Genomic DNA, 26,267 nt, shown 5'->3' on the forward strand with positions numbered 1-26,267 from the left:
GTTTTATCTTCCAATGTATTCCTGCTATATTGCATTCGTATTTCTGCATTTATATTAGGATAGCGATGATTTCTGACGTGTGCTGCAAAGTTAACTGTTTGTCGGGAGAAACAGACGAATTATATTAAGTTTTTTCCCTTAATCATTAACTTATGTCAAACAGCCGTAAAAAGCCTACGGTTTTGCTTTGCCGTTTCTGCTAAAAGACGTACCTTTGCACCCTATACTTTGGTGTGTTACAGGTGCATTGACAGCAGATATGGACACCATAAAGGATTACTAATTATATAGAGAAGACATACGTATGAACGATGTATTTGCATTTTCGGATAACGAGCGCAGCGCAGCGATAAAACTGATATTTCAGATACGGGAGGCCATAGCCGACTCGCTGGCTCCCGGTGACGAACAGCTGATGCGCCAGCATATAGAGCAAGCCATCAACAGCCAACGTATCCAGCGTGATATGTTCGGTCTCAACCCCATTCTGCATGCCCTACAGACGGCTTGGCTGGCCGTAACAGAGATAGGGCTTAAGCGTGATGGCGTATTTGCCATTCTGCTCTATGAGGAAGTGATTGGGGGTAACGAGGACATTGACCACCTTACCTCGCTCTTCGGTGATAATGTAGGACGCATCCTGCATGGTCTGTGCCGCATACATGACTTGTATAAGAAAAATCCTGTAATAGAAAGCGAAAATTTCCGTAATCTGCTGCTGTCTTTTGCTGAAGATATGCGCGTGATTCTCATCATGATTGCCGATCGCGTGACGTTGATGAGGCAGATTCGTGACAATTCTAATCTTGAAGCCAAACGCCAAGTAAGCGAGGAGGCCAGTTATCTATATGCGCCATTGGCTCATAAGTTAGGTCTGTATAAGCTGAAAAGTGAACTTGAGGACCTGAGTCTGAAATATCTTGAGACCGATGCCTATTATATTATTAAGGAGAACCTTAATGCCACCAAGCGTTCACGCGATGCTTATATTGAGCGCTTTATCTCCCCTCTCAAGGCTAAACTGGACGAGGCAGGTCTCGTCTATCATATGAAAGGTCGTACCAAGAGTATACATTCCATCTGGCAAAAGATGAAGAAGCAGCAATGTGGCTTTGATAAAATATATGACCTCTTTGCCATTCGCATCATCCTTGACTCGCCTTTAGACAAGGAAAAGATGCTCTGCTGGCAGACATTCTCTATCGTTACCGATATGTATCAGCCCAATCCCAAACGATTGAGAGACTGGCTGAGTATGCCAAAGTCCAATGGATATGAATGTCTTCATATCACGGTGTTGGGCCCAGAAGGCAAGTGGGTGGAAGTGCAGATACGTACTCAACGCATGGACGATATTGCCGAGCATGGTCTTGCCGCCCATTGGCGCTATAAAGGCGTTAAGAGCGAGGGCAATATGGATACCTGGCTTGCCAGTATCCGTTCGGCGCTTGAAGCCGGTGATGACCTGCAGGTTATGGATCAGTTCAAGATGAACTTGCAGGATGAGGAAGTCTATGTCTTTACGCCCAAGGGCGATCTGTTCAAGTTCTCACAAGGTGCCACCGTACTTGATTTCGCTTATTATGTACATACCGCTGTCGGTAATTCTTGCATAGGTGCCCGTCTTAATGGGCGCATCGTGTCTATACGCGAGACATTGCATTCCGGTGATACGATAGAGATTCTGACGCAAAACAATCAGAGGCCCAAGCCCAGTTGGTTGGGTATTGTAAAGACGCCAAAGGCAAAAGCCAAGGTCAAGTTGGCGCTCAAGGAGACTCAGGCTAAAGAGGGACTTCTCGCCAGAGAAATGCTTGAGCGTAGGTTCAAGAATCGTAAGATTGAGATAGATGAAACGCTTGTTAATATCCTTATCAAAAAGATGGGATTTAAGGAGCGCTCTGATTTCTATAGAAATGTGGCCGATGGGAAACTTGACATCAACACCATTATTGAGAAATATGTAGAGCTGCGCGACCATCAGTCTGCTATGGCGCAGCAACGCCAGATTCAGTCTGCGGAAGAGTTCAATTATGATGGTACTGATTTCAAGTCTAAAGGGAATGATGACGATGTTCTGGTAATTGACCGCAATCTGAAAGGCATAGAATATAGTCTGGCAAGATGCTGTAGTCCTATTTATGGTGATGATATTTTCGGTTTTGTCACCATTAATGGTGGTATAAAGATTCACCGCACAGACTGTCCTAATGCCCCTGAATTGAGGAGGCGTTTCGGTTATAGATTTGTAAAGGCGCGTTGGAGTGGAAAGGGCAACTCCCAATATAGCGTGACTTTACGTATTATCGGCAATGACGATATAGGTATAGTAAGCAATATTACTAATATTATATCAAAGGAAGAACGCATTGTCATGCGGAGTATCAATATAGACAGTCATGACGGGTTGTTCAGCGGCAATCTGGTCGTAATGATAGATGACACATCGCGCATGGCAAGCCTGATTAAGAAGTTGCAAACAGTAAAAGGCGTTAAGTCGGTGGCCCGACTTTAACGCCTTCGGCTTGATTTCTCATCCACAATTTGTATGCCTTTTTCCGTACACATACCGCGGATAAATACAAGAATGGTATTGTCGAAGATACTCTGAAAGGAGTATTTGTTGTACATGCCCGTTTCGATAATATATGTCATGGCGTTTTGTACAACTTCAGTGATAAGGGCAAAGTTGGTTCCTTGCCTGAAGTACCCGTCTTCAATGCCCCATTGGAAAAAATCACTAATGGTCTTTTCGCGCTCCTTACGTCGTTTGGCGTGCATCTCCATTACTGTCTTATATTTGGGTATGTCTATGAAAAACTGTGGATTAATGTGGGAGAATGCGTCAACTTGTATGTAATACGATTCCATCAGGATTTCGACGGCATTGCGCTTTCCTCCTTGGGCATAGTTAAGCAGGTAGGCGTCGATGTGTTCTTCGGTCTCTAATAGACCTTCGTATAACAATTGCTCTTTATCCTGGTAGATTTCATATAGCGTGCGCTTTGAAATACCAAGTATCTTGGCAATGTCATCCATCTTGATTTTCTTGATACCATGCAGGAGAAACTGCTCCATTGCGGTCTTGAGAATCTTGCCTTTAAGTTCCTTTCTGTAAATCGTTTCGTTTGCCATGATGACATTATATATTTTCTAAATGCAAAAGTATAAAAAAAAGATAAAAACTTGTCCTTGTTTGTGGGTTTTTTGTTAACTTTGTCACATTATTATTTCAGATGGTAACATAAATAAACTCTAAGATAAAGATGGTAAAGATTACGAAAGAGGCCGCTTTGGAGTATCACCAAAATGGCAGACCTGGAAAGATTGAGGTTAAACCAACCAAACCATTTCATACTCAAACTGATTTGAGCTTGGCTTATTCGCCAGGTGTAGCATTCCCGTGTTTGGAAATCCAGAACAATCCGGACGATGCATACAAATATACCGACAAAGGTAATTTGGTGGCTGTTATCTCTAATGGTACGGCAGTTCTTGGATTAGGAGATATCGGCGCCCTTAGTGGAAAGCCAGTTATGGAAGGTAAGGGATTGCTATTCAAAATCTACGGAGGTATTGATGTCTTTGATATCGAAGTTGACGAGAAAGACCCGGAAAAGTTCTGTGAGGCAGTTGAGCGCATAGCCCCTTCATTTGGTGGTATTAATCTTGAGGACATCAAGGCTCCCGAGTGTTTCTATATAGAAGAGCGTTTGAAGAAAAACCTTGATATCCCAGTAATGCATGACGACCAGCATGGTACTGCAATTATCAGCGCTGCGGGACTGAAAAATGCCTTGGAGGTTGCTGGCAAGGATATTGCCAAGGTAAAAATCGTTGTCAATGGTGCGGGAGCAGCAGCAATCAGCTGTACAAAACTATATGTTGCACTTGGCGCACGCCGTGAGAATATAGTAATGCTTGATTCAAAGGGCGTGATTACGACCGATAGAGAAAAACTGACTCCGCAGAAAGCATTGTTTGCAACCGAGCGCAGAGATGTACATACTCTGGAAGAAGCTATAAAGGGTGCCGATGTCTTCGTGGGACTGTCCAAGGGCAATGTGCTTACTCAGGACATGATACGTTCGATGGCGAAAAGTCCTATTGTTTTTGCTCTGGCAAATCCTGTGCCTGAAATCAGCTACGAAGATGCCATGGCAAGTCGTCCAGATGTGTTGATGTCAACAGGTAGAAGTGATTATCCTAATCAGATAAACAATGTAATAGGTTTCCCATATATATTCAGAGGTGCGCTTGATGTGCATGCGCGCGCCATAAATGAAGAAATGAAAATGGCTGCTGTACACGCAATAGCTGATTTGGCCAAGCAGCCTGTTCCTGATGTCGTCAACGAGGTATATCACGTAAACGAATTGGAATTCGGTCCTGATTACTTCATACCGAAGCCCGTTGACCCCAGATTGATTACGGATGTTAGTGCCGCTGTAGCTAAAGCCGCTATAGAAAGTGGTGTGGCCCGTCTGGAGATAAAGGATTGGGATGCATATAAGGATCATTTGCGGCAGATGTTAGGTCAGGAGACCAAGCTCACTCGTAATCTGCATGCCACTGCAGCTTTGCATCCTCAACGTGTGGTATTTGCGGAAGGTGGACACCCAACGATGATGAAGGCGGCAGTGCAGGCCCGTCAAGAAGGAATCTGCCAGCCAATCTTGCTTGGTAACCCTGACCGCCTGAATCGCCTGGCCAATCGCTTGAAGCTCGACCTTGCAAACATAGAGATTGTGGATATGCGCGCCGATAAAGAGCAGGGCCGCAGAGCTACTTATGCCAAGCATTTGGCAGAGAAACGTGCACGTCAAGGATATACTTTTGAAGAGGCATACGACAAGATGTATGAGCGTAATTACTTTGGAATGTCTATGGTGGAGCAGGGGGATGCCGATGCATTTATAACCGGACTTTACACCAAGTATTCCAATACTATCAAGGTGGCGAAAGAGGTTATTGGAATACGTCCCGAGTACAACACATTTGCCACTATGCATATTCTGAATACTAAGAAAGGTACGTATTTTATAGCTGATACGCTGATTAATCGACATCCGGACCAGAATGTGCTTTATGATATTGCTAAGTTGAGCGCTAATGCTGTTAAGTTCTTTAATGTAGAACCCGTCATTGCCATGATCAGTTACTCTAATTTTGGAACGGATGACGCAGGTAGTCCCCAGAAAGTTCATGCTGCAGTGGAGCAACTCCAGAAAGATTTCCCCAACTTGAAAGTGGATGGAGAAATGCAAGTGAATTTTGCTCTGAATAAGGAATTAAGAGATGACAAATATCCATTTACCCGTCTGAAAGGAAAGGATGTCAATACGCTTGTCTTCCCAAATATGAGCAGCGCCAATGGTAGTTACAAACTACTCCAGGCCCTTGATCCTGATGCGGAAATTATAGGTCCGATTCAGATGGGATTGAACAAACCGATTCACTTTACAGATTTTGAGAGTTCGGTGCGAGACATAGTGAATGTTACTGCGGTGGCAGTGATTGACGCGTATGTTCAAAAAATTATAAACAAAAACAAATAAGCAATTATCTTAGAATAAACGGTCATCTGCATTAACTTCAGATGGCCGTTTATGTAATAATTATCTGTTGTCTTTCTCGTGTTGGGCAAGGAATGCTTCTGCACGTTCGAGGTCTTCGGGTGTGTCTATGCCGACAGTCTCAACAGAGGTTGTTCCAACCTTAATCTTATATCCGTTTTGAAGCCATCTTAATTGTTCCAGACTCTCTGCGATTTCCAATGATGATTGTGGAAGTTTGGTTATTTGCGAAAGTACCTCTTTTCTATATGCATAGATGCCCAGGTGTTTTAAGAAGGGATAGCGGTTAATCCATTCCTGTTTCTCGACTCCACGGACAAAGGGTATAATGCTTCGTGAGAAATACATGGCATAACCACTATTGCTTACTACGATTTTGGGAGAATTAGGGTTCTCGACGGCTTCTATTGTAGTAAATGGTTTGCCAAGGGTGGCTATTTGGGTATCTTCATCGTCAAAGCATTTGCATAGAGTTTCAATTTGACTTTGCTGGATGAATGGTTCGTCACCCTGGATGTTAACAACGACATCGGCATCAATATTGATTTTGGTGAGAGCTTCCTGTATGCGGTCGGTGCCACTCTTATGGTCACTCCGTGTCATAATGGCATTTCCACCAAATTTAACTACCGTATCAAAAATGCGCTGGTCGTCTGTTGCCACGTATGCATGGGGCAATACAGATGTAACCTGTTCGTAAACTCTTTGAATAACTGGTTTTCCACCGAGAATTGCCAATGGTTTGCCCGGAAAACGGGTAGAGGCGTATCGGGCGGGAATGATTGCAATAAACTTTGTCATAATTTGGTTTTTTATAGATGCAAAGGTAGTGATTTTTAAGAATATATTTTGCCGTATCATCGTTTTTTGCTAATTTTGGCAATAAATTCTATTAATTTATGACTAAGAAAGCAATTGTTATATATATACTTCTATTATTTCCGTTATTCCTTTCTGCGCAGAAAGTTTATTTAGGTTCGTGTACAACTTCTGATGGAGGTCAATATAAAGGAGAAATGGTGGGTGGGAAGCCCAATGGTAAAGGTTCTGCAGTATATACAAACGGAGACACTTATGAAGGGGAATATGTAAAAGGAAAGCGCAATGGTTATGGCGTATACTCTTTCTCCGATGGTGAGAGATATGAAGGTTCGTGGTTTCAAAATCAGCAACACGGACGCGGAACTTATTATTTCCGTACCAACAATAAGTATGTCGGGCTTTGGTTTCGCGATGAACAGCAGGGCCATGGAGTTATGTATTATTATAATGGTGACAAATATGACGGCAATTGGCAGAAGGATAAGCGCCATGGCAAGGGAAAATATACTTTTGCAAGTGGTGCATATTATAATGGCAATTGGGATAATGATAAAAAATCGGGTAAGGGATTCTTTGATTGGGGAAATGGCACCACGTATGATGGTATGTGGCTTGACAATCAGAGATCTGGAAAGGGAACTTTCAGATATGCCGATGGGGATGTTTATATAGGTGAATGGAAAGACGATATACAGGACGGCTTGGGTATCTACAAATTCCAGAATGGTGATTACTATGAAGGAAAGTATGTTCAAGGAGAGCGAACAGGGGAAGGAATATTCAAGTATTCTAATGGTGACAAGTATGTCGGAAACTTTCAGAATGGAGAGAAAAATGGATATGGTTCATTCTATTGGTCCAATGGAGACACCTATACTGGATATTGGAGCAATGACCGTCAGCATGGCAAGGGTAAGCTGGTCAAGAAAAATGGCGATGTATTTGAGGCCAATTTCAAAGAAGGTTTGTTTGATGGGGAAGTGATAATCCATTTCGCAAATGGTTCGCGCTTTAAAGGAATGTACAAGAAAGGACTTCGTAATGGTCCTGCAATTGAAGAAGATAAAGATGGAAAACGCTTTGAGGGTGTTTATGCAGATGGTCTGCGGAATGGCCGTTTTTTGGAAAAAGACCGCAACGGAAAAATTGTCGCTCAAGGCAAATATGAACATGGACGAAGAATAGTAGATTAATTTAATAAACGAAATTATGATAATTGATAATTTGACTAATCTTACCAAGTATGTCGCTCTCAACCGTTCTTTTCAAACAGTCATTGATTATCTTAAAGCCAATGATTTGAAATCAATGGAGCCTGGTCATTATCCAATTGATGGTGACAATATATTTGTGAACATCCAAGAGGGCTTTGGAAAAACAAAAGATGAGGCCAAGGTAGAGTGTCATCATGAAATGATAGACATACAGATTCCTTTGACCGAAGTGGAGACATACGGATACATAGATATTACCTACAGAGATGTTAAAGGTTTTGATGCCGTTAATGATATAGGCTTTTTCCCAGACTTGACGCCTTTGTGTTATCCTGTGTGTCAAGTTGGTATGTTTGCCATCTTTTTCCCTCAAGATGGTCATGCACCTATGATAGGTGATACCGCCCGAAAGATAAAGAAAGCAATTTTTAAAGTAAAAATCTAAAGTTATGGTGACTTCAAGTAAAACTTGTAGAAAAGGCTTGAAAGTTGACTCTCCAGCAAAGCAGGCCAAGAGTCAGCGAGTTAAACATTTAGGAATCGTCAAGCGCGATGGCTATCTTGCTCCTTTTGAGGATGCTATTCGTGGCAGGCATGAACATGCTCAGTGGAAATATTCTCAATATACCGATAATGGCAAGTCCACATTATCAGACTTTGCTAATGGACATGAATATTACGGATTGCATAAACTTGAAAAAGGCTGGGTGTTCCGCGAATGGGCTCCCAATGCTACTGACATTTATCTGATAGGTGACTTTAATAAATGGAAGGAAAGTCCCAAGTATAGATGCAAGCGCATCAAAGGTACCGGCAATTGGGAGTTGAAATTGTCGGAAAACAGCATAAATCATGGCGACCTCTATAAGATGCATGTCTATTGGGAAGGTGGCGAGGGAGAGCGTATCCCGGCATGGACTCGTCGCGTCGTTCAGGATGAAGAAACGAAGATTTTCTCCGCCCAAGTCTGGAATCCGGAACAGCCTTACAAATGGAAAAAGAAATCGTTTGTACCTAAAACCAATCCACTCTTTATTTACGAGTGTCATATCGGCATGTCCCAGGATGCAGAGAAGGTTGGAACCTATGATGAGTTTAGACTCAATGTTCTGCCTCGTATAATCAAGGATGGCTATAATTGCATTCAGATTATGGCGATACAGGAACATCCTTATTATGGAAGTTTCGGTTATCATGTCAGTTCGTTCTTTGCTTCATCGTCGCGTTTCGGTACTCCGGAGCAACTGAAGCAGCTCATTGACGAGGCCCATCAGCACGGAGTGGCTGTAATCATGGATATTGTTCATTCCCATGCTGTCAAGAATGAGGTAGAAGGTCTTGGAAATCTTGCAGGTGACCCCAATCAGTACTTCTATCCGGGAGAGCGTCACGAGCATCCCGCTTGGGACAGCTTATGCTTTGATTATGGCAAAGACGAGGTCGTTCATTTCCTGCTTTCCAATTGTAAGTATTGGTTGACGGAATTCCATTTTGATGGCTTCCGTTTTGACGGAGTAACGTCCATGTTGTATTATAGCCATGGGTTGGGTGAGGCATTCACCAATTATGGAGATTATTTCAATGGGCATCAGGATGACAATGCAATTTGTTATCTTACATTGGCTAACATTCTTATTCATGAGGTAAACAAGCATGCGATTACTATTGCTGAAGAAGTAAGTGGCATGCCTGGCTTAGCGGCCAAATTCGCTGACGGTGGTTATGGCTTTGACTATCGCATGGCAATGAATATCCCTGATTATTGGATTAAGACCATCAAGGAGTTACGCGATGAGGACTGGAAACCAAGCTCCATTCTTTGGGAGGTTACCAATCGCAGGTCTGATGAGAAGACGATATCCTATTGTGAATCCCATGACCAGGCGCTTGTCGGAGACAAGACCATAATATTCCGTCTTGTTGATGCCGATATGTATTGGCATTTTAAGAAAGGTGATGAGAATATGTGCGCCCAACGTGGTATCGCTCTTCATAAGATGATTCGCTTGGTTACGGCCTCTACCATTAATGGAGGGTACCTGAATTTCATGGGAAATGAGTTTGGACATCCTGAATGGATTGATTTCCCGCGTGAAGGTAACGGATGGAGCCATAAGTATGCTCGCCGACAGTGGAACCTTGTAGACAATAAGGAATTGGATTATCACTATCTTGGCGACTTTGACCATGATATGCTTAGTGTATTGAAGTCAGAAAAGAACATCAACAAGACAGCTGTGCAAGAAATATGGCATAATGATGGTGATCAGATTCTCGCATATATGCGTGGGGATCTGGTATTTGTATTCAATTTCTCTCCATCCCGCTCATATTCTGATTATGGCTTTCTCGTGCCCGAGGGAGCGTATGAAGTGATGCTAAACACTGATTCTAAATTGTATGGAGGAAATGGATTGGCTGATGATACCATTACCCATTTCACCAACTCCGACAAGTTGTATGCTAAAGACCATAAGGGGTGGTTGATGCTTTATATTCCAGCCCGCTCTGCGGTCGTATTAAGACGAAAAGAGTAATACTTTCCTATAAAAAGAATGGCACTGTGGTTTTCCACAATGCCATTCTTTTTTATTTCATGACTGAGATTAAGCCCAGTCGTGTATTGGCTTAGTTGTTGCGGCGAACTTCTTCAAGTGCCTTAACCCAGTTTGTGTCCAAGGAGAATTGGGTAATGAAGTTGTCGTTGTCAACATAGGCATAAATAATGTCTTTGTCCATGTCGTTGAACAATGCGTTTTCGATAGTGACTTTTTTAAATCTGCTCATAATGATGTCTCGTTGATTCTTTTTCTTTTCCATTGACAGTCTCTTTATGTACAGATTGACAAAGTCTATCATTGCGCTCGTCTGGTTGCCTAATTCGTAGGCTGTTACATGGTTGTCGCCAGCCTTCACCATCATATAATATATGGCATCATACTTGAATGTTGCGATTTTCCTTTCGTCAAGCGTCTTCTTGGGATCCGACTTGATGACTTCTTGATTTTGCATGATGCGCTTAATCTCTTTGTAGATTTCCTGAGCGCTTGCGTTTGTTGCCATTGTCAATAGCAACAACATTGATACTAAAAATGTTCTCATATTTTCTTCTGCTGTTTACTTCAACTTTGATATATTGTTTATTCTGTCTTGGTTTCTTGTCGCGAAATCTTTCCAACTCCCGTATTTATGCTCGCTTTGTGGCGCATTCTGTTGCAAAAAATGACAATAAGCGACACCTAATGCGTCAGTTGCATCCATAAACTTGGGCATTTCCTTCTCGTCCATTTTGAGAAGTCGTTGTAGCATTCCTGCCACCTGCTCTTTGCTTGCCTGACCTTGTCCGGTTATGGCCATCTTTATTTTAAGAGGAGCATATTCATGGATAGGGATTTCGCGCCTTATAGCTGCGGCAATTGCCACTCCTTGAGCTCTTCCCAATTTCAGCATAGATTGGACATTTTTCCCAAAGAACGGAGCTTCTATAGCCATCTCGTCGGGCAGATATTCGTCGATAATTCCCGTAATCCTTTCGAAAATCTTGCCTAATCTTATGTAAGGGTCGTGCATTTTTCGTAAATCTATTACTCCTAAAGCCATAAGTTGGGCTTTATTGCCGACGGCTTTCAAGACGCCATAACCCATTACATTTGTGCCAGGGTCTATACCAAGAATGATGCGTTCATTATCTGTCATCTATCAAGATACGGGTTGCTGGCCAATTCATTGCCTATAGTAGTCGTTTCGCCATGACCAGGATATATTTTCGTAGTATCTGGAAGCTGGCAAATCATTCGAAGGCTTTGTATTATCTGGAACATTGAGCCTCCTATAAAATCCGTGCGACCAATGGCATGTCTAAACAATGTGTCGCCAGAGAAAGCAACGTTTTCTTCTTTGCAATAGAAGAACACGCTACCAGGAGAATGGCCGGGTGTTTCAATAATTGTAAACTCATGTGTTCCAAATCTGATGACATGATTCTCGTCAAAATACACGGGATTGGGCATCTGGTAGTCAAGGGTCACATTGACCAAACCTTCCGCTTGCTTGTCGAGCATTTCCATCAGTTGTTCGTCTTCCTTGTGCACTTCTGGCATTAAACCGTATTGCTCATAAATAGTATTATTACCGAAATTATGATCAATATGGCCATGTGTGGCAATGAGGTGCACCGGTTTGAGCTGCTGCTCTTTGATATAGTCTATTATGCTTTGGCGTTCATGTTGTGAGTATGCTCCGCAATCACAGATAACACACTCCTTTGTGTCATCGCTTATCACATAGCAATTCTCTTGCAACATGTTGCATGTAAATCGTTTTATTGTCAGCATGGAATGTATAATATGTTTTTTTCTTTGAACCATTCTTCTTCAAACCAATTACTGATGGGGGCAATTTCAGCAATATTGGAGTAGGGCTTTATCTCTGCTTGCAAGTCACCTCCTTTGAGGCAGATAATACCATTGGGGAGGGCATTGCTTTGTTTCTTGGAAATATTTTTGGCCACAATCTTGGCGAGGTCAGGTAGAGGCATGACCGCTCTGCTCACGACAAAGTCGAATTTTCCTTTTTCTTCCTCGCCGCGGAGATGGACTGCGTTGACGTTCTTCAGCCCTATTGCTTTGGCTACTTCTGTTGCCACCATGATTTTCTTTCCAGTTCCATCGATGAGCCTGAACTTACATTCGGGAAATAGTATAGCAAGAGGAATACCTGGAAAGCCGCCACCAGTACCAAAGTCAAGAAGGGTAGTACCGGGCTTGAAATGAATAAACTTTCCAATTGCGAGAGAGTGAAGAACGTGGTGTTCGTAGAGATTGTCAATATCTTTGCGTGATATTACATTTATCTTTGCATTCCAATCTCTGTATAAATCCTTGAGTTTGGCAAACTGTTGAATTTGTTCCTCACTCAGTTTGTTGAAGTATTTGGTTATAATCTGCATATAGTCTGATGACAATTAAACGGCTAATTATCAATTTCTTTTTGTTCCTTGCAAAGTTACGATAAAAATGTCGTAACTTTGCATAATAATAGTAATTATTTAGTGAATAATGATTAAAGCAGCGCTTTTTGACTTGGATGGTGTCGTATTTGATACCGAGCCACAATATACGCTCTTTTGGGGAGAGATTGGCAGGCAGTATCATTCTGATATTCCTGATTTTGCAAAGAGAATCAAGGGACAAACCTTGACTCAGATATTTTCGGCGTATTTTTCTCATCTTCAGTCTGAACAATCGCAGATTGTAAGTCGTCTTAATGAATTTGAGCGGAATATGCATTTTGATTATGTTCCCGGATTTCAGCAATTTGTTTTGGCATTGAAAGAGAAAAATATCAAAACGGCAATTGTCACAAGCAGTAATAATGAAAAGATGAGAAGTATCTACGCGGCTCATCCTGAGTTTCGGGATTATTTTGACGCCATTCTTACTTCTGAAGACTTCTCCCATAGCAAGCCCCATCCCGAATGTTACCTTAAGGGTGCCGAAGTCTTGGGTGTACTTCCTGACGAATGTATTGGCTTCGAAGATAGTTTTAATGGTCTGAAGGCGGCGCGTGCTGCCAATTTGTATGTTGTAGGACTGGCTACCACAAATAGTGCTTCAGCCATATCAGATTATTGTGATTTAGTAATCAATGATTTCTCAAATTGGACACACAGAATACCTCCATTCATCTGAGCCATTGGCATAAAGAATTCTGGTTTTTGGCTATAGCCAATTCTTTACTTTCAATAGGCGTATATATGTTGATACCTGAAATGTTGACATATATGCGAATCAATGGTTTCTCTTATCAGGCACAGGCTCTTGTAATGGGGGCGTATGTGCTGGGTCTATATGCTTTTGGGCCATTTGTAAGTTATTTGGTAGAGCGTTATCGTCGCAAAAGGGTGTGTCAATATGCGATTTTGCTGTTAATTGGCGATATCCTTATGATGTTGTATTTGCGCACGTCTCCAATGGCTGCTCGATTTGAACTTGTAGTGGCCTTACGATTCATATTAGGTGCCGTTTACGGGTTGGCACAGATGGTCTTGCTTTCTACTCTGGTCGTTGATTCTGTTCAGTCTTATTTCCGTACAGAGGCTAATTATCATATCAACTGGTTCGGTCGGCTTGCTGTTGCTTTGGGCCCGCTGATCTCTCTTGTGGTGGTTTCTCATGTAAGTCTTGAGCGCGCGTTTCTTTTATCTGTGCTGTTGTCAGTATTGGCCCTCTTGCTTATTTCGGTTATACGCTTTCCTTTCAAGACCCCTCCAGATAATATAGAAAGATGTAGCTTGGACCGTTTTCTCTTGCCAGGCGGAGTTATGCTCTTTGTGTGTTTGGCACTGATTATGGTAGTTGTAGGTATGCTTTACACCTTGCGGTTGCCTGCTGCTTTTTTTGCTTGGATGTTGTTGGGATTGTTTGTGGCAGTCCTTGTAGAGAGGATTGCGTTTGTCAATGCCGAGTTAAAGAGTCAAGCGGTAACAGCTCTTCTTGCCATGATTATAGCATTGTTTTTACTCATTGAGCGTTCTGGTTGTCATGAGGTCATATCTATTTCAGCCACATTGCTTGGGTTGGGAGTAGGGGTGATAGGTACGCGTTTTCTCTTGTTCTTTATCAAACTTAGTACTCATTGCCAACGTGGCACTTCTCAGAGTAGTTACTTTCTGTCTTGGGAGACGGGAATTGGACTTGGTGTAGTCGGTGGCTTGGCGGTATGTCACGGAGAGATGTATCTCACCTTATGGATTGCGCTTGCCATTAGTATTATGGCATGTATGCTATATGTATTCTACTTGCATCGTTGGTTTATGAAACACAAGAATAGGTAATAAGCAAAAAACTCATTCAAGACCTGCTTGAATGAGTTTTTTGCTTATCGTATAGGACTGTTTGTTACTCTTCTTTCATATCTCCTTCTATATATAGACGGACCATTTCTACTTTTCCGTTAGTCCTAATGGTAATCGATTTCTTGAAATGTCCAGGGAATTTGCCTTTCCCGTTATAGGTAACTTTTACAGTTCCCTTTTCGCCGGGCATGATAGGCTCTTTTGTATATGAGGGGATGGTGCATCCGCAACTGGCTATGGCCTGGTTGATGATGAGAGGGGCTTTGCCGATATTAGTGAATGCAAAAACGGCAGTCTGGACAGGTGTCTTTTCACTGAACGTGCCGAAGTTATGTACGGTCTTGTCAAACTTTATTTCTGGCTGTTCCTGCTGCGCGTAGGCGACAAGGCTTGCCAGCATCATTAACAATAAAAATATCTTTTTCATATCAATCATTATTTAATATTGTGCAAAGTTAGGGATAAATTATGAATATAGGCAGTTTTCGGCGGTTATTTATAATTTATTAATTAACTTAGTGTTTGTTTGCTATAAACGAAAAGAGTCTTAAGTAAGAACTTAAGACTCTTCTGCGGTGTGTACGGGACTCGAACCCGTGACCCCATGCGTGACAGGCATGTATTCTAACCAACTGAACTAACACACCTTGTTAGTTTTTTGCATCTGAAGAACTTGCGGTGCGTACGGGATTTGAACTCCTTTTGCACCTTATCTGTTATCCCTAAGCGCTTCAGCGACTTACAAGGGTAAAAGTCTTACTACCATATGTGTTTATGAAGCTGGTAACAAAATAGGAACAAATTTTGTTCTTCTTTTTTGCTTTATGTCACCTTACGAACTTCGGTAAAGTTCGGCGAGGAAACATTTGTCACCATCTCTTCAACTTTTTAGGAAACAGATTCCGCTTGGTTCTGGAATCGTCCCCATGACAGCTTTTCTCTAAAAGTTGCCAGCATTTTGATGTGTCCGAGGTTAAGATTTGTTAATCTTTTCGAGGTTGTCCTTCTATGTCCCACATCATGGGACAGACACCTATTTACCTTTGCCGGCCCGTTTTGGTAATTCAGAGAAAAAGACTACGTTTGATGTAGTTCTTAAACCCTTGAACATCGCAGCGGTTCATCCAAATGCGACGCAAAGGTACAAATAATTTCTGAAAGTACCTCAGAAAAACGAGAAAATTTAGCAAAAAGGACAAAAAAAGTTGCTATGGCAAGTAAAAAACTGAATTCTGAGCTGGAAAACTGGCTTTTTCTGCATTTCCCCGAGAAAACTAACAGGGAATTAGCAGACGCCTTGACGGACATGATCCGAAAGGAAAACGAGAAGCAACTGGCTCGACTGAGAAAACTTTTGGAGGAGGATTTCACTGATGCCGCAAGGAAAGTGATTACTCGCAAGATTGAGGCTATTGAGAAGTTTACCGGCGTGTCAGAGTCATTAGTAAAAAGGTACGCGCGTGAACTCCACTGCCCTCCCAAGTCAAGGAGGCATCTGGTGCTATGCAACCAGGAGAAGGCTAAAGCCACAAATCTGAAAAGGTGGTTGAAGAAAGCTGAGAAGGTGGAGCACATCATGGACTGGCTGCGTACCTTCGATGACAGAGACGTGCGCTTCTGCTTGGTTGACAGCGAGGGCCAGCTGAAAAGTTTCAGGGTTTCCATCAATAGGTTCAATCGCTATGAAGGATATAACAGAGGTGTGTTTCTGACTTCTCAGTTTATTCCTGAGGTCAACCTGCTCCGCGTAAATGGTAATCTTTATAGGACAACACTATAGTTATGGGACAGCAGCAGAGTGAAAGCAGTAAGGAGTTCGAACGGCGAATCCTAAAAATGCAGGTTAAGGAAGAGGTGATTGAAGAAGTTGAAGGTATCATCTCTGAGAAAGTGAAAGAGCTGATTGGCCCTGCTGTGGCCGATACGCTAGGGACAATTCTCGACTTCCCTCTCACCGTGAAGCAACTGGCTTCGATGACAGGGAGGACACAGGCTAATATATATAAGATGTGTCAGCGCGGACAGATACCTTATACCAAGGTGGGCACACAGATTCACATCAACATCAAAGATGTAAACGACCAGCTGCTGTGCCTTAAACGGCGCGAGTAAGTTGGCGCTCTTGATTATCAAAGTCCATCCCCTACCGTCCGGGAGGATCGTCTGGGATGGCAATTTTCAATGTCACACCTATTATAATATATATGTATATGGCTAACGAAATCATTAACTCAGACGTCGTGCAAGGTTTGATTATCTCCTTGCGTAATCAACAGGTGCTGCTGGACAGAGACGTGGCTATGCTCTACGGAGTGTCCACGAAAGTTATCAATCAGGCAGTAAAGAACAACCCCGAAAAATTTCCGGCAAGGTATCTTTTCACGCTGGAAGACAGGGAGAAGATTGAACTGGTCAAAAATTTTGACCGGTTCGAGAGTATGAAACATTCCACCGTCAATCCCACTGCCTTTACGGAACGTGGCTTATATATGCTGGCCACGATTCTGAAGTCCAAACGCGCGGTGCAGACTACCATTGCCATCATCGACACCTTTGCCCAGGTCCGTGAAATGGCACGGACGATGGAAGCTCTGCAGAAGGTGACGAATGACCGTGAGAAGCAAGCCTCACTGCTGCATCGCTCCGGGGAGTTGATGGGTGAAATCATCGGGCAGAATCTATCCACGAAGTCTGTAGAGACGGAGATTGAGCTGAACTTCGCCCTGGTCAAAATCAAGCATAAGATTATCCGTAAAGATGGGGAGGAATAGCATGGAACAAAAGAAAATGGAAACAAAGGAATGCCTCGTGCAACCGAAGATTGCTTCTAAGATACTGGAGCTGAATCAGGAACATGGGTTGCCCGTGAACATAGTCGTGGGTGGTGTCATTGAGGGCCTGAAGAAACTGACTTTTGAATATGAGCTGATTGACCATCATCTCGTGGCATGGCTTATCAATAAAGGTACGGCTTATTATACGGGTCTTCCCTATGAGGAGATAATGGACGACGATGATTAAACAACAGACCATAGACAGGGTTCTGGACTGCTGCAACATCCTCGATGTGGTGGGCGATTACGTCACGCTGAAGAAACGCGGCGTGAGGTACTTCGCCTGCTGCCCCTTCCATTCAGAGAAGACGGCTTCGTTTGCTGTGTTCCCCGAGACGGGCACTTACAAGTGCTTCGGCTGCGGGGAACAAGGTAACAGTGTGGGCTTTCTCATGAAGCATGAGAATATGACCTACCCCGAGGCCATCCGCACACTGGCGAAGAAATACAATATCGAAATTGAAGAATCGGAGCCATCTGCAGAGGAACAGGAAACACAGCGCAAGAAGGAAGCGATGTGGATTGCACACGACCTTCTTGCCAAGGAGTACCAGCGGCAGTTGCTAAGCCATAAAGCAGCACGCGATTATGCCTACCAACGATGGGGCAAGGAATACTGCGAGCTTCGGGGTGTCGGGTACTGCCCTGCAGATGCGCACCTCGTCGATGCGGTGCATATCGCTCCAGAGGTGGCAGAGGAGCTGCACCTGAAGAATCGTGGAGGATTTGATTTCTTCTGTGGCCGTATTACCATTCCCATCCGTGACAGACAGCAGCATATCATCGGCTTCACGGCACGGGCTTTCGACGATGCTTCTCAGGCTAAGTATATGAACAGCAAGGATAGTCTCATATACAACAAGTCGAAGTCTGTATTCGGCATCGATACGGCGTGGCGTGAAGCAGCACGGACGGAAAGGTTCTACCTCGTGGAAGGAGCACCGGATTGTATGCGGCTTCAGAGCATAGGCATTCATAATACGGTGGCTCCATTAGGTACAGCATGGACGGAGGAACACTTTACCCTGCTGAAACGCTGTGCCTCGCATCTGTGCTTCTTGCCGGATGCTGACCCACCCAAGCCAAACGAGCGTTTTGGTCCTGGCATCAAAGCAGTGATGAAGTCCGGAGAGCTGGCCATGCGACACGGGTTCTCGGTGTCAGTGAAGCAGATTCCCGTCACGGAGGAGAAACAGGATCCTGATACGTTCTGCACAAGCCGGAATATCTTTGCTTCTATCGAGGAGCAGGACTTCATCCTCTGGCTGGCGGCCTATCTCTTTGAGGAGGGCATGACCACGGAGCAGCAGGGTAAGGTCATCAAGCAGGTGGCTTCGCTCATGGCACTCATCGAGGATGACACCACGATTGAGATGTATATCGCCCAGCTGACACGCTTTGCTGCAGGGAAGTCGATGTGGAAGAAGGCGGTGGACAAGCAGCGGAAAGCAGCTGCAGAGGAGGAAGAGAAGGCAAAGGCGGAAAAGGACTCTGCCCTTTACCGGCAGTTCGGCTTCAACGTAGAGAAGGATAAGTACTACTACTCGATCTCTGAGAATGGCGGCTACTTCGAGTGGAGCAATTTCACAATGACTCCGCTTTTCCACATCAAGGACAGCGTCAATCCGAAGCGTATCTATAAGCTGAAGAATGTATTCGGAACGGAAGAGCTTATAGAAATGAAGCAGGAGGACCTGGTTTCTATCGCTAAGTTCAAGCAGCGCATCGAGGGATTGGGTAATTTCCTGTGGAAGGCCACGGAGCGCGAACTGACAAAACTGAAGGCGTTCCTGTATGAGAAGACGGAAACGGCCATCATGATTACGCAGCTTGGATGGCAGCGGCAAGGATTCTATGCTTTCGGCAATGGCATCTTCCATGACGGACGCTTCCTGAAAGTGGATGACTTCGGCATCGTGCGCATCAAAGATAAGGGGAATTTCTACCTCCCTGCGAACTCGAAGATTTACCGCGACGACATCAAACTGTTTCAGTTTGAGCGTCGCTTTATTCATATTGGGTACTCTTCGGTGCCGCTACGGCAGTTTACCGACCAACTGTTTAAGGTGTTCGGGAATAACGGACGCGTGGGGTTCCTCTTCCTCTTGGCTACGCTGTTCAGGGATGTGGTGACACGCTCCACACGCTCATTCCCTATCCTGAATCTTTTCGGCCCGAAGGGTTCGGGTAAGTCGGAGCTGGGCCACACGCTGATGTCGTTCTTCATCATCGAGAACGTACCGCCGAACATCCAGAACTCGACACTGCCGGCACTTAATGATACGGTGGCAGCGGTGGCGAATGCCTTGGTCCATATTGATGAGTACAAAAATAACCTGGACATCAACAAGCATGAGTTTCTGAAAGGCTTGTGGGATGGTACTGGACGCACACGCATGAATATGGACTTGGACAAGAAGAAAGAGACTACTTCTGTCGATGCGGGTATCATCCTCTCCGGTCAGGAGATGCCAACGGCGGACATCGCGCTATTCTCGCGTCTCATCTTCCTGTCGTTCTCTACTTCTACATTCTCGAACGAGGAGAAGAAGAATTATCAGGAGCTGAAGAATATACGCCAGCAAGGGATGTCTCATCTGACACTGGAAATCCTGAAACTACGCCACAAGATTGAAGCGGACTTCCCGGCCATCTACCAAAGGACGATGGACGAGGTTTCAGCACAGCTGGCTGACCTCGTGATAGAAGACCGCATCCTTCTGAACTGGGTGGCGCCGTTGGCGGTGTTCCACTGCCTGGAAACAGACCTTGATACATCACTCTCCTATAAGCAGATGCTGGAGATCTGCGTCGAGGGTATCAAGTTCCAAAATGCTCAGTGCAAGCAGAACAATGAACTGGCGGCGTTCTGGAACATGGTGCAGTATCTGATGAGCGAAGGGGAAATCATTGAAGGTGGCGACTTCCGTATAGAATACGTGCGCCACCTGAAGACAAACATCGCTAACGTGAACTGGAGCGAGACACGCCCCGTTCTCTATATTCAGAAGACACGCCTGTTCATGTTATATAAGAAGAACGGCAAGGCAGTTGGTGACACGCTGCTGCCGGAGGGGTCACTGAAATACTACCTCGAACACTGCCGCGAATATCTCGGTGAGAAGCCGGGCATTCGCTACAAGGTGTATCACCATGGCATCCTGCAATACCAAAAAGTGGGAGAACAAAGCAAGGAGGCTTCCACGGTGCAACGGTCGTACTGCTTCGACTACCGAATGCTGGCCGAGTCATTTAACATCAACCTGGAGCGTGCGTCGGACAATGCAGAGGACACGGCACACAAGGAAGATGAGGAAGATGCTAACCCCCAACAAGGGGAATTGCCGTTTTGAAAGGTTAAACAATATATATAGTCAATGATTTTGTAAGTCATCATCGCAGTACTCAAAGGCTTTCTTTTCATACTGCAAGGCAACCACCTGTCGGGAGACACGTGGTTGTTTTTTTGTTTTTGCGCTCTGCGAATTTTGGGATAGAAAAGTATGCAACATTTACAACAAATGCAACATACTATAAACAAAGGAGTTGGATGCTTTTATCACAGCAACATCTTGCAACATTTCGCAACAAAACTCCGGCTTTGCAACAAATGGGGATATTCTGCAACATTGTTTTGGGATTGTTGCAGAATTTATTCTTTCTATCTTATTGTTTATCAATAGAATAGAAAGCAAAGCCGTTTGTTGCGCTTGTTGCAGCTCAAAAGGTGTCTCGTGCGCGAGGAATTATTTTTTCCATTTCTACACCTCAAATCTCTTTGCCCATAGCCTTTATTCATGCCTGCCCTCTCGTTGTCACAGCTGATGTGCAATCTACCACACTGCCCTGCTTCGCACTTTCCAGTAGTCATGCCAAGGGGTTTCGTAGGCTTCCGTCATCGGCTGCGCTCATTCAGCATCCTCCATTTGCCCTCACAGAGATACAGCCTCTATCTTGCAGCACTGGCTTCATCGGCACGGACGGCAAGAGTGGTATCGTAACACCGAAACTGCCCTGCACCTACTACCTAATTTAATATACGCGCACGCGCACACACGCCCATCCACGTTATATAGCCTATCTCCTTATGGCATCTTTCACGCCATTCTCGGCGGTTCTCCTGGCTGCAAGCGGTCTGGGAACACATCTTGCTTCATTTCGCTCTTTAGTTTTGATTTCATGTCATACGTCCCCGAACGAGCCGGTAACATCATTTTCCGCTGCAAATTTAATGCGAGCCGTTTACGCCCAATACCAGTGCCTTATTTGCTGGCACAAAATCACAACACGCTTTCCTGATTTACTGCATAAATAAGGTTTTTCGTGATTTTGCTGGCAAATTCTTGGTTGTCTCTTTCCTCGCTAAATTCTTTAGGCACCGTAAAATAATCTTCCCTTCGGGGCATGTATAACAATCAAATTCTAAAGAAATGAAAGATTTAGTTTCCATTCAGACAGCTTCTCAGCAAGCACAGGAAGAACAGCCGATGGCTGAGGTGATGACATTACAGGAGATATTGGATGCCTACGGCTCCGAACTCGATGGTTCCCCGAGTGTTTATTGCGGCACGTATCGCAAGTATAACGAAGGTAGTATCTTCGGTGCATGGCTGGACATAGCCAAGTTCGATAGCTACGATGAATTTATTGATGTATGCCGTCAGCTTCATGCTGATGAAGAGGATCCAGAGCTGATGTTTCAAGATTACGAGGGCTTCCCTGAATCTCTCTATTGTGAGAGCTGCATGGGTGAGGACACCTTCGATAAGATTCTCGAATATGCCAGGCTGGAAGAGAATGACAGGGAGGCCTTCGATGATTACCTGGATCTCGGACATGATTACGATTTGGAGAAGTTCCGCGAAGCTTATTGCGGGCAGTTTTCTTCAAAGGTAGATTTCGCTGAGCACATCATCCATGAATGCTATGACATCGAGAGGACAATGGGCAGCTTGGCTTCTTACTTCGATTACGAAGCCTTCGCAAGAGATTTGTTTATGGGTGATTACGAAATGGGGTACAACAGTCATGTATTCCGGGTCTTCTGACTCGGAATATATTGATGTTGTCCAGGGGTGCGAAAAGCATCCCTTTTTTTATGCTCCGTGGACATGGTTTGACAGGTCGGAAAAACTTTATTAAAAAGAGTTATTTTCGCTCGTTTTCAAGCACTTGTCTTGTTCCATTCAAGTAAAATTTTGGTATCTTTGTCCCCTAAACAACGCCTATGGTCTATACTGTTTTTCTCTCACTTGAACCGTACCTCGCCCAGTGGCTCTGTCACCACCACGGAGGGGAATACCCCATTCGTATCAAACGGGGGTCTGCGGAAGCGGACCTGCTGGAGCTTTTCCTCAAAAAGCAACCGACAGACCCTGACTATCGCCCACAGACAAAACTGCTCCCCGGACAGGTGGAGATTGTGCTGCCTTATTTCAAGCATAAGGACATACGCACTTATAACTACCTGCCGCCGCGTGGGGAGGTGTGTCTTCATGCCTGCATCCGCAACCGCTTCAAGGTGGCGCTCTGGAAGGATCTGCACACCGTAGGAAATGTGGTGAAGCGGACGGACATCACTATCTCACAATGGATGGCGGATAACGGCATTCAGGATGATGATACGAACTGGAACACCATCGCGAAAATCTTACAGCGGAAAAGGGCTGTATATTGCCCGAATAACCGGCTGACAGACCGCAAGACAAGCAAACATCGCAAGAAAGAATGATATTTTTACACTACCTCAAACAGCTTTTGTCCACTTATGCATCAGTCCTTACCTAACATCGTCGGTATCTCCACCGTGCCATGCAGCGAACTTCCGCCGAACATCACCGAGAAGTTCATGGCTGGCATCCCTATCGGGGTATTCCCTATCCCAACGGCCATAGAGCACTATGGCACCGCAAAATGCGAGGCGGAACAGGAATACGTCAATGGTGGCTACTCGGAGAAAACGGTGCTGCAGTTTTCTTCTACGGCTGACATCAAGCAGTTTCCTCACCTGGCTTTCGTCATCAAGGATGCACAAGGGGCAACGTTTCTCATCGGGACACGGGAAGCTCCGCACCCGATGGTGGAGAAAACGGCTACGATTGACAAGGAAACGAACATCAAGGCTTACAAGGTATCGTTCACACGCAGAAAATCGCTCATTCCCTGCTCTGTATAAGGGTTTTCCACGCCTAACCCTGTCTTTTCCTACCTATTTATTAAGGAGTACTTTTGCATCATAACGCATAAGGTACTCTTTTTTTATGGCTAAATCAAAATACCACCTTCACCTCAAAGGGTATGTCGGAGGATATGACTTCGACAGCGATTATGTGGACTATGTCCTTAACCGCAATCCCGATACGGAAGTGCATGTGCTCATCGACTCACTGGGTGGGTCGCTGGCAACGGCACTTTCTATCGTGGCAGCATTCCGCAACCATGGTAACGTGCATGTGCATTTCGTAGGCATGAATGCATCGGCGGCTACCATCGCTTCACTCGGTGCCAAGCACGTCACCATCGACTCGTCGGCCATGTATCTCGTTCACAAATGCTCCATGGAGTTCTTCCGCTGGGCATCAGCGAACAGCGACAAGCTGGCGGACATCATCAAGGAAGCAAAGCAGATGAAGTCCGACCTGGAGAAAATGGATGCGAATGTCGCTCAGATGTATGCCGACAAGTGCAACAAGTCACAGGACGAACTGCTGGCACTGATGAAGAAAGGGGGATGGCTCACCGCACAGGAAGCACTGGAATGGGGCTTCGTGGATGAAATCACCCACTACGACGAGGATGCTGCACCGGTTATCACGGACAGCATCGCCGCAGACATGGCTTCGTCGGGCATTCCGGTGCCTGCACAACTGGCTTCGCAGGTGCAGCCTACACCTCTGCTCTCTCGCTTCATCGAGGCACTGACAAATCTATTTAAGTCTAACTCTAACTCTCAATCTGACATGAATCCAAACAACCAACAGCAGGAGCAGCAGCAACAGCAGGCTCCTGGAGCATCGGCACAGCAGGAAACAACAACACAGGAAAGCACACAACAGTCCGCCGAGGAGCGCATCACCGCTTTGGAACAGGCACACCGCGAGGCTCTGGCCGCTAAAGATACGGTGATTGCATCACTCCAGGCACAGATAGCGGAACTGAAGAAGGCTCCGGGCGATTCTACTTCTCACGTCGTAGAGGACGAGAAGAAGGAGAATAAAATGTCTGAGCGTTCTTCAGCTGAAGACTACTGCGACACGTTCAACCGCGCAAAGGCGCTGTTTGACTCCATCGGCTGACTCTATTCCCTAATCTCAAATCTATAATCATTCATCATCATGGCAGGAAAACTTCAATTTACGCCGGAGGAGTTCAAGGAAGCGGCAACCAAGTACCGCAAGGACCTCCTCATGCTGCCCATCATCGGTATTCAGGACACGCTGCAGTACATGACTGCTCGCCCTGGCATACGCTATAAGGAGAATGTGGGCGCTCTGTCCGGAGATGCACAGTTCGGCCCTTACAAGCCCTCGCGCTCCACGGACTTCAATCTCAATGTGGACTACCGCACCCTGGAGACATTCATGGGTAGTGTCGTGGCCAAGTTTGAACCGAACACCGCGGTTTCTACACTGCTCGGTCAAATCGGCGACACTAAGGGCGACGGGCAGATGAAGGCTCCCACAGCACTTCATGTACTGGCGCTTATCGCGCGTGGTCTCTCGGAACACCTCAATGCGGCTATCTGGGCTGGCAAACGTAACGCAGCCGGTGACACCACAATGGACCTCTTCGATGGCTTCGATACCATCACCAAGGCAGAGGTCACAGCGGGCAAGCTGTCCAAGGAAGAGGGCAATTACCTCAAACTGACGGACACCATCACCAAGGACAATGCGTGCGACATCGCAAAGGATATCCTCTTCTCTCTCGACCCGCGCCTGCGTGCAATGGATCTGAATATGTACTGCACTCAGGAGTTCGCGGATGCCTACAATGAGAGCTATCTGCTCAACCACGGGGGCGTCACCTACAACACGCAGTACCAGCAGACCACCGTCGAGGGCAGCAATGGCCGTCTGCATATCGTGCCGCTCTATAACAAGATTGGCTCTAACTACATCCATATCGCACCGAAGACAAACATGCTCGTGGGCTATGACCAGATGGGTGACGTCGAATCGGTGACCGTGGAGAAGTACGAGCCTTTCATCCTCTCTTACATCGCCACTATGTTCTTCGGCTGTCAGTTCGAGTCTATCGACAAGCGCAGAATGAAGGTCATTGAGCTGGCGGGCTAACTTTCAACTTTCATTTTTCAACTTTCAACTTGAATGTTATGGCTGTAGAATGTTCTCCCCTTCAAAAGTCGCTCGAATGGTGCATGGGCACGCCTGAGCTGCCTGGCATCAGAAAGCGCATCTACTATATCGCTAAAAGCCAAATCGCTAAATGGCCTCCCTATAGCAGGGAGGACAACCGCAGGGCGAATACGGCTGTTCTCTCAGGTAGCTTCACCCTCGTGGCTGATGCGAAATGGAAGTTCATCGACATCCTGGCGGATAAGTCGCAACTGACCTCGGAGGCACAGGGTGAAGTACCCTCGCAGACGCAGTTGAACAAACTGACTGCAGTGCATCCGGGCGTAGGTCCTGAAGCATCGGCTGCTGCTTGCTACCTCAATAACAGCGACAACGTGTTTGTCGTGGAGGATACCAAGGGCTATTTCCGCGTCGTGGGTAGCGAGAAGTGGATTACCAAGACGACCGTCGCACAGGATAACGGACAAGGCCCTACCGGGGCTACGTCCACCACTATCTCTGTGGAAGCTACGGACGAGGTTCCATCTCCCTTCTACATGGGTACCCTTGACACGGAGGAAGGGACTATCGACTGCAACGCTTTCGAAGAGTGATTCCCACTCAATAACGTGCTAAAAAATTTTTATACAGGATGCCCGATGGTGTGT

General features: G+C 45.3%; 25 protein-coding genes and 1 tRNA gene. 18 read left to right on the forward strand and 8 right to left on the reverse strand.

All coding sequences use genetic code 11. From position 1 onward, the window contains the following. The first annotated feature begins 304 nt into the window (after window positions 1-304). Entirely contained in the window at window positions 305-2,515 is a 2,211-nt protein-coding gene (locus CIK92_RS08970) for a bifunctional (p)ppGpp synthetase/guanosine-3',5'-bis(diphosphate) 3'-pyrophosphohydrolase (protein ID WP_094388864.1), read from the forward strand. Here CIK92_RS08970 and CIK92_RS08975 read toward each other — a convergent pair. Continuing rightward, the gene (locus tag CIK92_RS08975) at window positions 2,512-3,135 is read right to left on the reverse strand and encodes a TetR/AcrR family transcriptional regulator (RefSeq protein ID WP_094388865.1); all 624 of its coding nucleotides are present in this window, start codon (window positions 3,133-3,135) and stop codon (window positions 2,512-2,514) included. The two genes, CIK92_RS08970 and CIK92_RS08975, sit on opposite strands and share 4 nt — an antisense overlap. A gap of 131 nt (window positions 3,136-3,266) precedes the next feature. Here CIK92_RS08975 and CIK92_RS08980 point away from each other — a divergent pair, with 131 nt between their 5' ends. Further along, window positions 3,267-5,558 carry an NADP-dependent malic enzyme gene (locus CIK92_RS08980; protein ID WP_094387459.1) on the forward strand — a complete coding sequence of 764 codons (2,292 nt, stop codon included), beginning with the start codon at window positions 3,267-3,269 and terminating at the stop codon, window positions 5,556-5,558. 60 nt (window positions 5,559-5,618) lie between these two features. Here CIK92_RS08980 and kdsB read toward each other — a convergent pair whose 3' ends face one another. Continuing rightward, window positions 5,619-6,377, reverse strand: coding sequence for a 3-deoxy-manno-octulosonate cytidylyltransferase (kdsB, locus tag CIK92_RS08985; RefSeq protein WP_094388965.1), 759 nt, complete (start codon window positions 6,375-6,377; stop codon window positions 5,619-5,621). Between the two features lie 98 nt (window positions 6,378-6,475). Here kdsB and CIK92_RS08990 point away from each other — a divergent pair, with 98 nt between their 5' ends. From CIK92_RS08990 to CIK92_RS09000, 3 genes are read left to right on the forward strand one after another with little or no spacing between them, the layout of a single operon-like run. Continuing rightward, window positions 6,476-7,591 carry a phosphatidylinositol-4-phosphate 5-kinase gene (locus CIK92_RS08990; RefSeq protein ID WP_094388866.1) on the forward strand — a complete coding sequence of 372 codons (1,116 nt, stop codon included), beginning with the start codon at window positions 6,476-6,478 and terminating at the stop codon, window positions 7,589-7,591. A 16-nt stretch (window positions 7,592-7,607) separates the two neighbouring features. Further along, window positions 7,608-8,057 carry a YhcH/YjgK/YiaL family protein gene (locus CIK92_RS08995; RefSeq protein WP_094387461.1) on the forward strand — a complete coding sequence of 150 codons (450 nt, stop codon included), beginning with the start codon at window positions 7,608-7,610 and terminating at the stop codon, window positions 8,055-8,057. 4 nt (window positions 8,058-8,061) lie between these two features. Then, window positions 8,062-10,149: an alpha amylase C-terminal domain-containing protein gene (locus tag CIK92_RS09000; protein ID WP_094388867.1), complete on the forward strand. Its 2,088-nt coding sequence runs from the start codon at window positions 8,062-8,064 to the stop codon at window positions 10,147-10,149. A 91-nt stretch (window positions 10,150-10,240) separates the two neighbouring features. On the opposite strand, the gene CIK92_RS09005 is transcribed toward CIK92_RS09000, so the two are convergent. Genes CIK92_RS09005 through rsmG form a run of 4 tightly spaced genes read right to left on the reverse strand, consistent with a single transcriptional unit; the run spans window position 10,241 to window position 12,560 of the window. After that, the gene (locus CIK92_RS09005) at window positions 10,241-10,675 is read right to left on the reverse strand and encodes a hypothetical protein (protein ID WP_254046043.1); all 435 of its coding nucleotides are present in this window, start codon (window positions 10,673-10,675) and stop codon (window positions 10,241-10,243) included. Window positions 10,676-10,729: 54 nt separating this feature from the next. Further along, a complete protein-coding gene (gene ruvC, locus CIK92_RS09010) occupies window positions 10,730-11,308 on the reverse strand; it encodes a crossover junction endodeoxyribonuclease RuvC (RefSeq protein ID WP_022311499.1) in 579 nt (192 codons plus the stop codon). After that, window positions 11,305-11,946 carry an MBL fold metallo-hydrolase gene (locus CIK92_RS09015; protein ID WP_022311498.1) on the reverse strand — a complete coding sequence of 214 codons (642 nt, stop codon included), beginning with the start codon at window positions 11,944-11,946 and terminating at the stop codon, window positions 11,305-11,307. The genes ruvC and CIK92_RS09015 overlap by 4 nt, the downstream gene beginning before the upstream one ends. Beyond that, on the reverse strand, window positions 11,940-12,560 hold the full coding sequence (rsmG, locus tag CIK92_RS09020; RefSeq protein WP_022311497.1) for a 16S rRNA (guanine(527)-N(7))-methyltransferase RsmG: 621 nt from the start codon (window positions 12,558-12,560) through the stop codon (window positions 11,940-11,942). Before rsmG ends, CIK92_RS09015 begins: the two co-directional genes overlap by 7 nt. A 109-nt stretch (window positions 12,561-12,669) precedes the next feature. On the opposite strand from rsmG, the gene CIK92_RS09025 reads away from it, so the two are divergent. Continuing rightward, window positions 12,670-13,302, forward strand: coding sequence for an HAD family phosphatase (locus CIK92_RS09025; RefSeq protein ID WP_094387464.1), 633 nt, complete (start codon window positions 12,670-12,672; stop codon window positions 13,300-13,302). Next, window positions 13,272-14,447 (forward strand): MFS transporter, encoded by a 1,176-nt coding sequence (locus tag CIK92_RS09030; protein ID WP_144007796.1) that lies wholly within the window; start codon window positions 13,272-13,274, stop codon window positions 14,445-14,447. Before CIK92_RS09025 ends, CIK92_RS09030 begins: the two co-directional genes overlap by 31 nt. A 64-nt stretch (window positions 14,448-14,511) precedes the next feature. Here CIK92_RS09030 and CIK92_RS09035 read toward each other — a convergent pair whose 3' ends face one another. Continuing rightward, window positions 14,512-14,895, reverse strand: coding sequence for a DUF1573 domain-containing protein (locus tag CIK92_RS09035; protein ID WP_022311494.1), 384 nt, complete (start codon window positions 14,893-14,895; stop codon window positions 14,512-14,514). Window positions 14,896-15,041: 146 nt separating this feature from the next. After that, window positions 15,042-15,115 (reverse strand) — tRNA-Asp (locus CIK92_RS09040). Between the two features lie 563 nt (window positions 15,116-15,678). Between CIK92_RS09040 and CIK92_RS09045 the strand changes: the two genes are divergently transcribed. From CIK92_RS09045 to CIK92_RS09095, 11 genes are all read left to right on the forward strand, one after another. Then, a complete protein-coding gene (locus CIK92_RS09045) occupies window positions 15,679-16,248 on the forward strand; it encodes a hypothetical protein (protein WP_094388868.1) in 570 nt (189 codons plus the stop codon). A gap of 2 nt (window positions 16,249-16,250) precedes the next feature. Continuing rightward, on the forward strand, window positions 16,251-16,580 hold the full coding sequence (locus CIK92_RS09050; protein ID WP_094388869.1) for a helix-turn-helix domain-containing protein: 330 nt from the start codon (window positions 16,251-16,253) through the stop codon (window positions 16,578-16,580). A 98-nt stretch (window positions 16,581-16,678) separates the two neighbouring features. Continuing rightward, window positions 16,679-17,239, forward strand: a complete 561-nt coding sequence (locus CIK92_RS09055) for an ORF6N domain-containing protein (protein WP_094388966.1) — start codon at window positions 16,679-16,681, stop codon at window positions 17,237-17,239. Between the two features lie 16 nt (window positions 17,240-17,255). Then, a complete protein-coding gene (locus CIK92_RS09060) occupies window positions 17,256-17,489 on the forward strand; it encodes a hypothetical protein (protein WP_144289392.1) in 234 nt (77 codons plus the stop codon). After that, a complete protein-coding gene (gene dnaG / locus CIK92_RS09065; protein ID WP_094388871.1) occupies window positions 17,482-20,655 on the forward strand; it encodes a DNA primase in 3,174 nt (1,057 codons plus the stop codon). Before CIK92_RS09060 ends, dnaG begins: the two co-directional genes overlap by 8 nt. 1,077 nt (window positions 20,656-21,732) lie before the next feature. Next, window positions 21,733-22,350: an antirestriction protein ArdA gene (locus tag CIK92_RS09070; RefSeq protein WP_254046044.1), complete on the forward strand. Its 618-nt coding sequence runs from the start codon at window positions 21,733-21,735 to the stop codon at window positions 22,348-22,350. 179 nt (window positions 22,351-22,529) lie between these two features. Further along, the gene (locus tag CIK92_RS09075) at window positions 22,530-23,033 is read left to right on the forward strand and encodes a hypothetical protein (protein ID WP_094388872.1); all 504 of its coding nucleotides are present in this window, start codon (window positions 22,530-22,532) and stop codon (window positions 23,031-23,033) included. 36 nt (window positions 23,034-23,069) lie between these two features. Further along, window positions 23,070-23,477, forward strand: a complete 408-nt coding sequence (locus tag CIK92_RS09080; RefSeq protein WP_094388873.1) for a hypothetical protein — start codon at window positions 23,070-23,072, stop codon at window positions 23,475-23,477. Between the two features lie 85 nt (window positions 23,478-23,562). Then, window positions 23,563-24,597: an ATP-dependent Clp protease proteolytic subunit gene (locus tag CIK92_RS09085; RefSeq protein ID WP_094388874.1), complete on the forward strand. Its 1,035-nt coding sequence runs from the start codon at window positions 23,563-23,565 to the stop codon at window positions 24,595-24,597. A 39-nt stretch (window positions 24,598-24,636) separates the two neighbouring features. Further along, window positions 24,637-25,599: a hypothetical protein gene (locus tag CIK92_RS09090; protein WP_094388875.1), complete on the forward strand. Its 963-nt coding sequence runs from the start codon at window positions 24,637-24,639 to the stop codon at window positions 25,597-25,599. Between the two features lie 38 nt (window positions 25,600-25,637). Next, complete coding sequence (locus CIK92_RS09095) at window positions 25,638-26,213, forward strand: hypothetical protein (RefSeq protein WP_094388876.1); 576 nt, start codon at window positions 25,638-25,640, stop codon at window positions 26,211-26,213. The last annotated feature ends 54 nt before the right edge of the window (window positions 26,214-26,267 follow it).

It is taken from the genome of Prevotella sp. P4-67, from assembly GCF_002251325.1.
Classification (GTDB): Bacteria; Bacteroidota; Bacteroidia; order Bacteroidales; family Bacteroidaceae; genus Prevotella.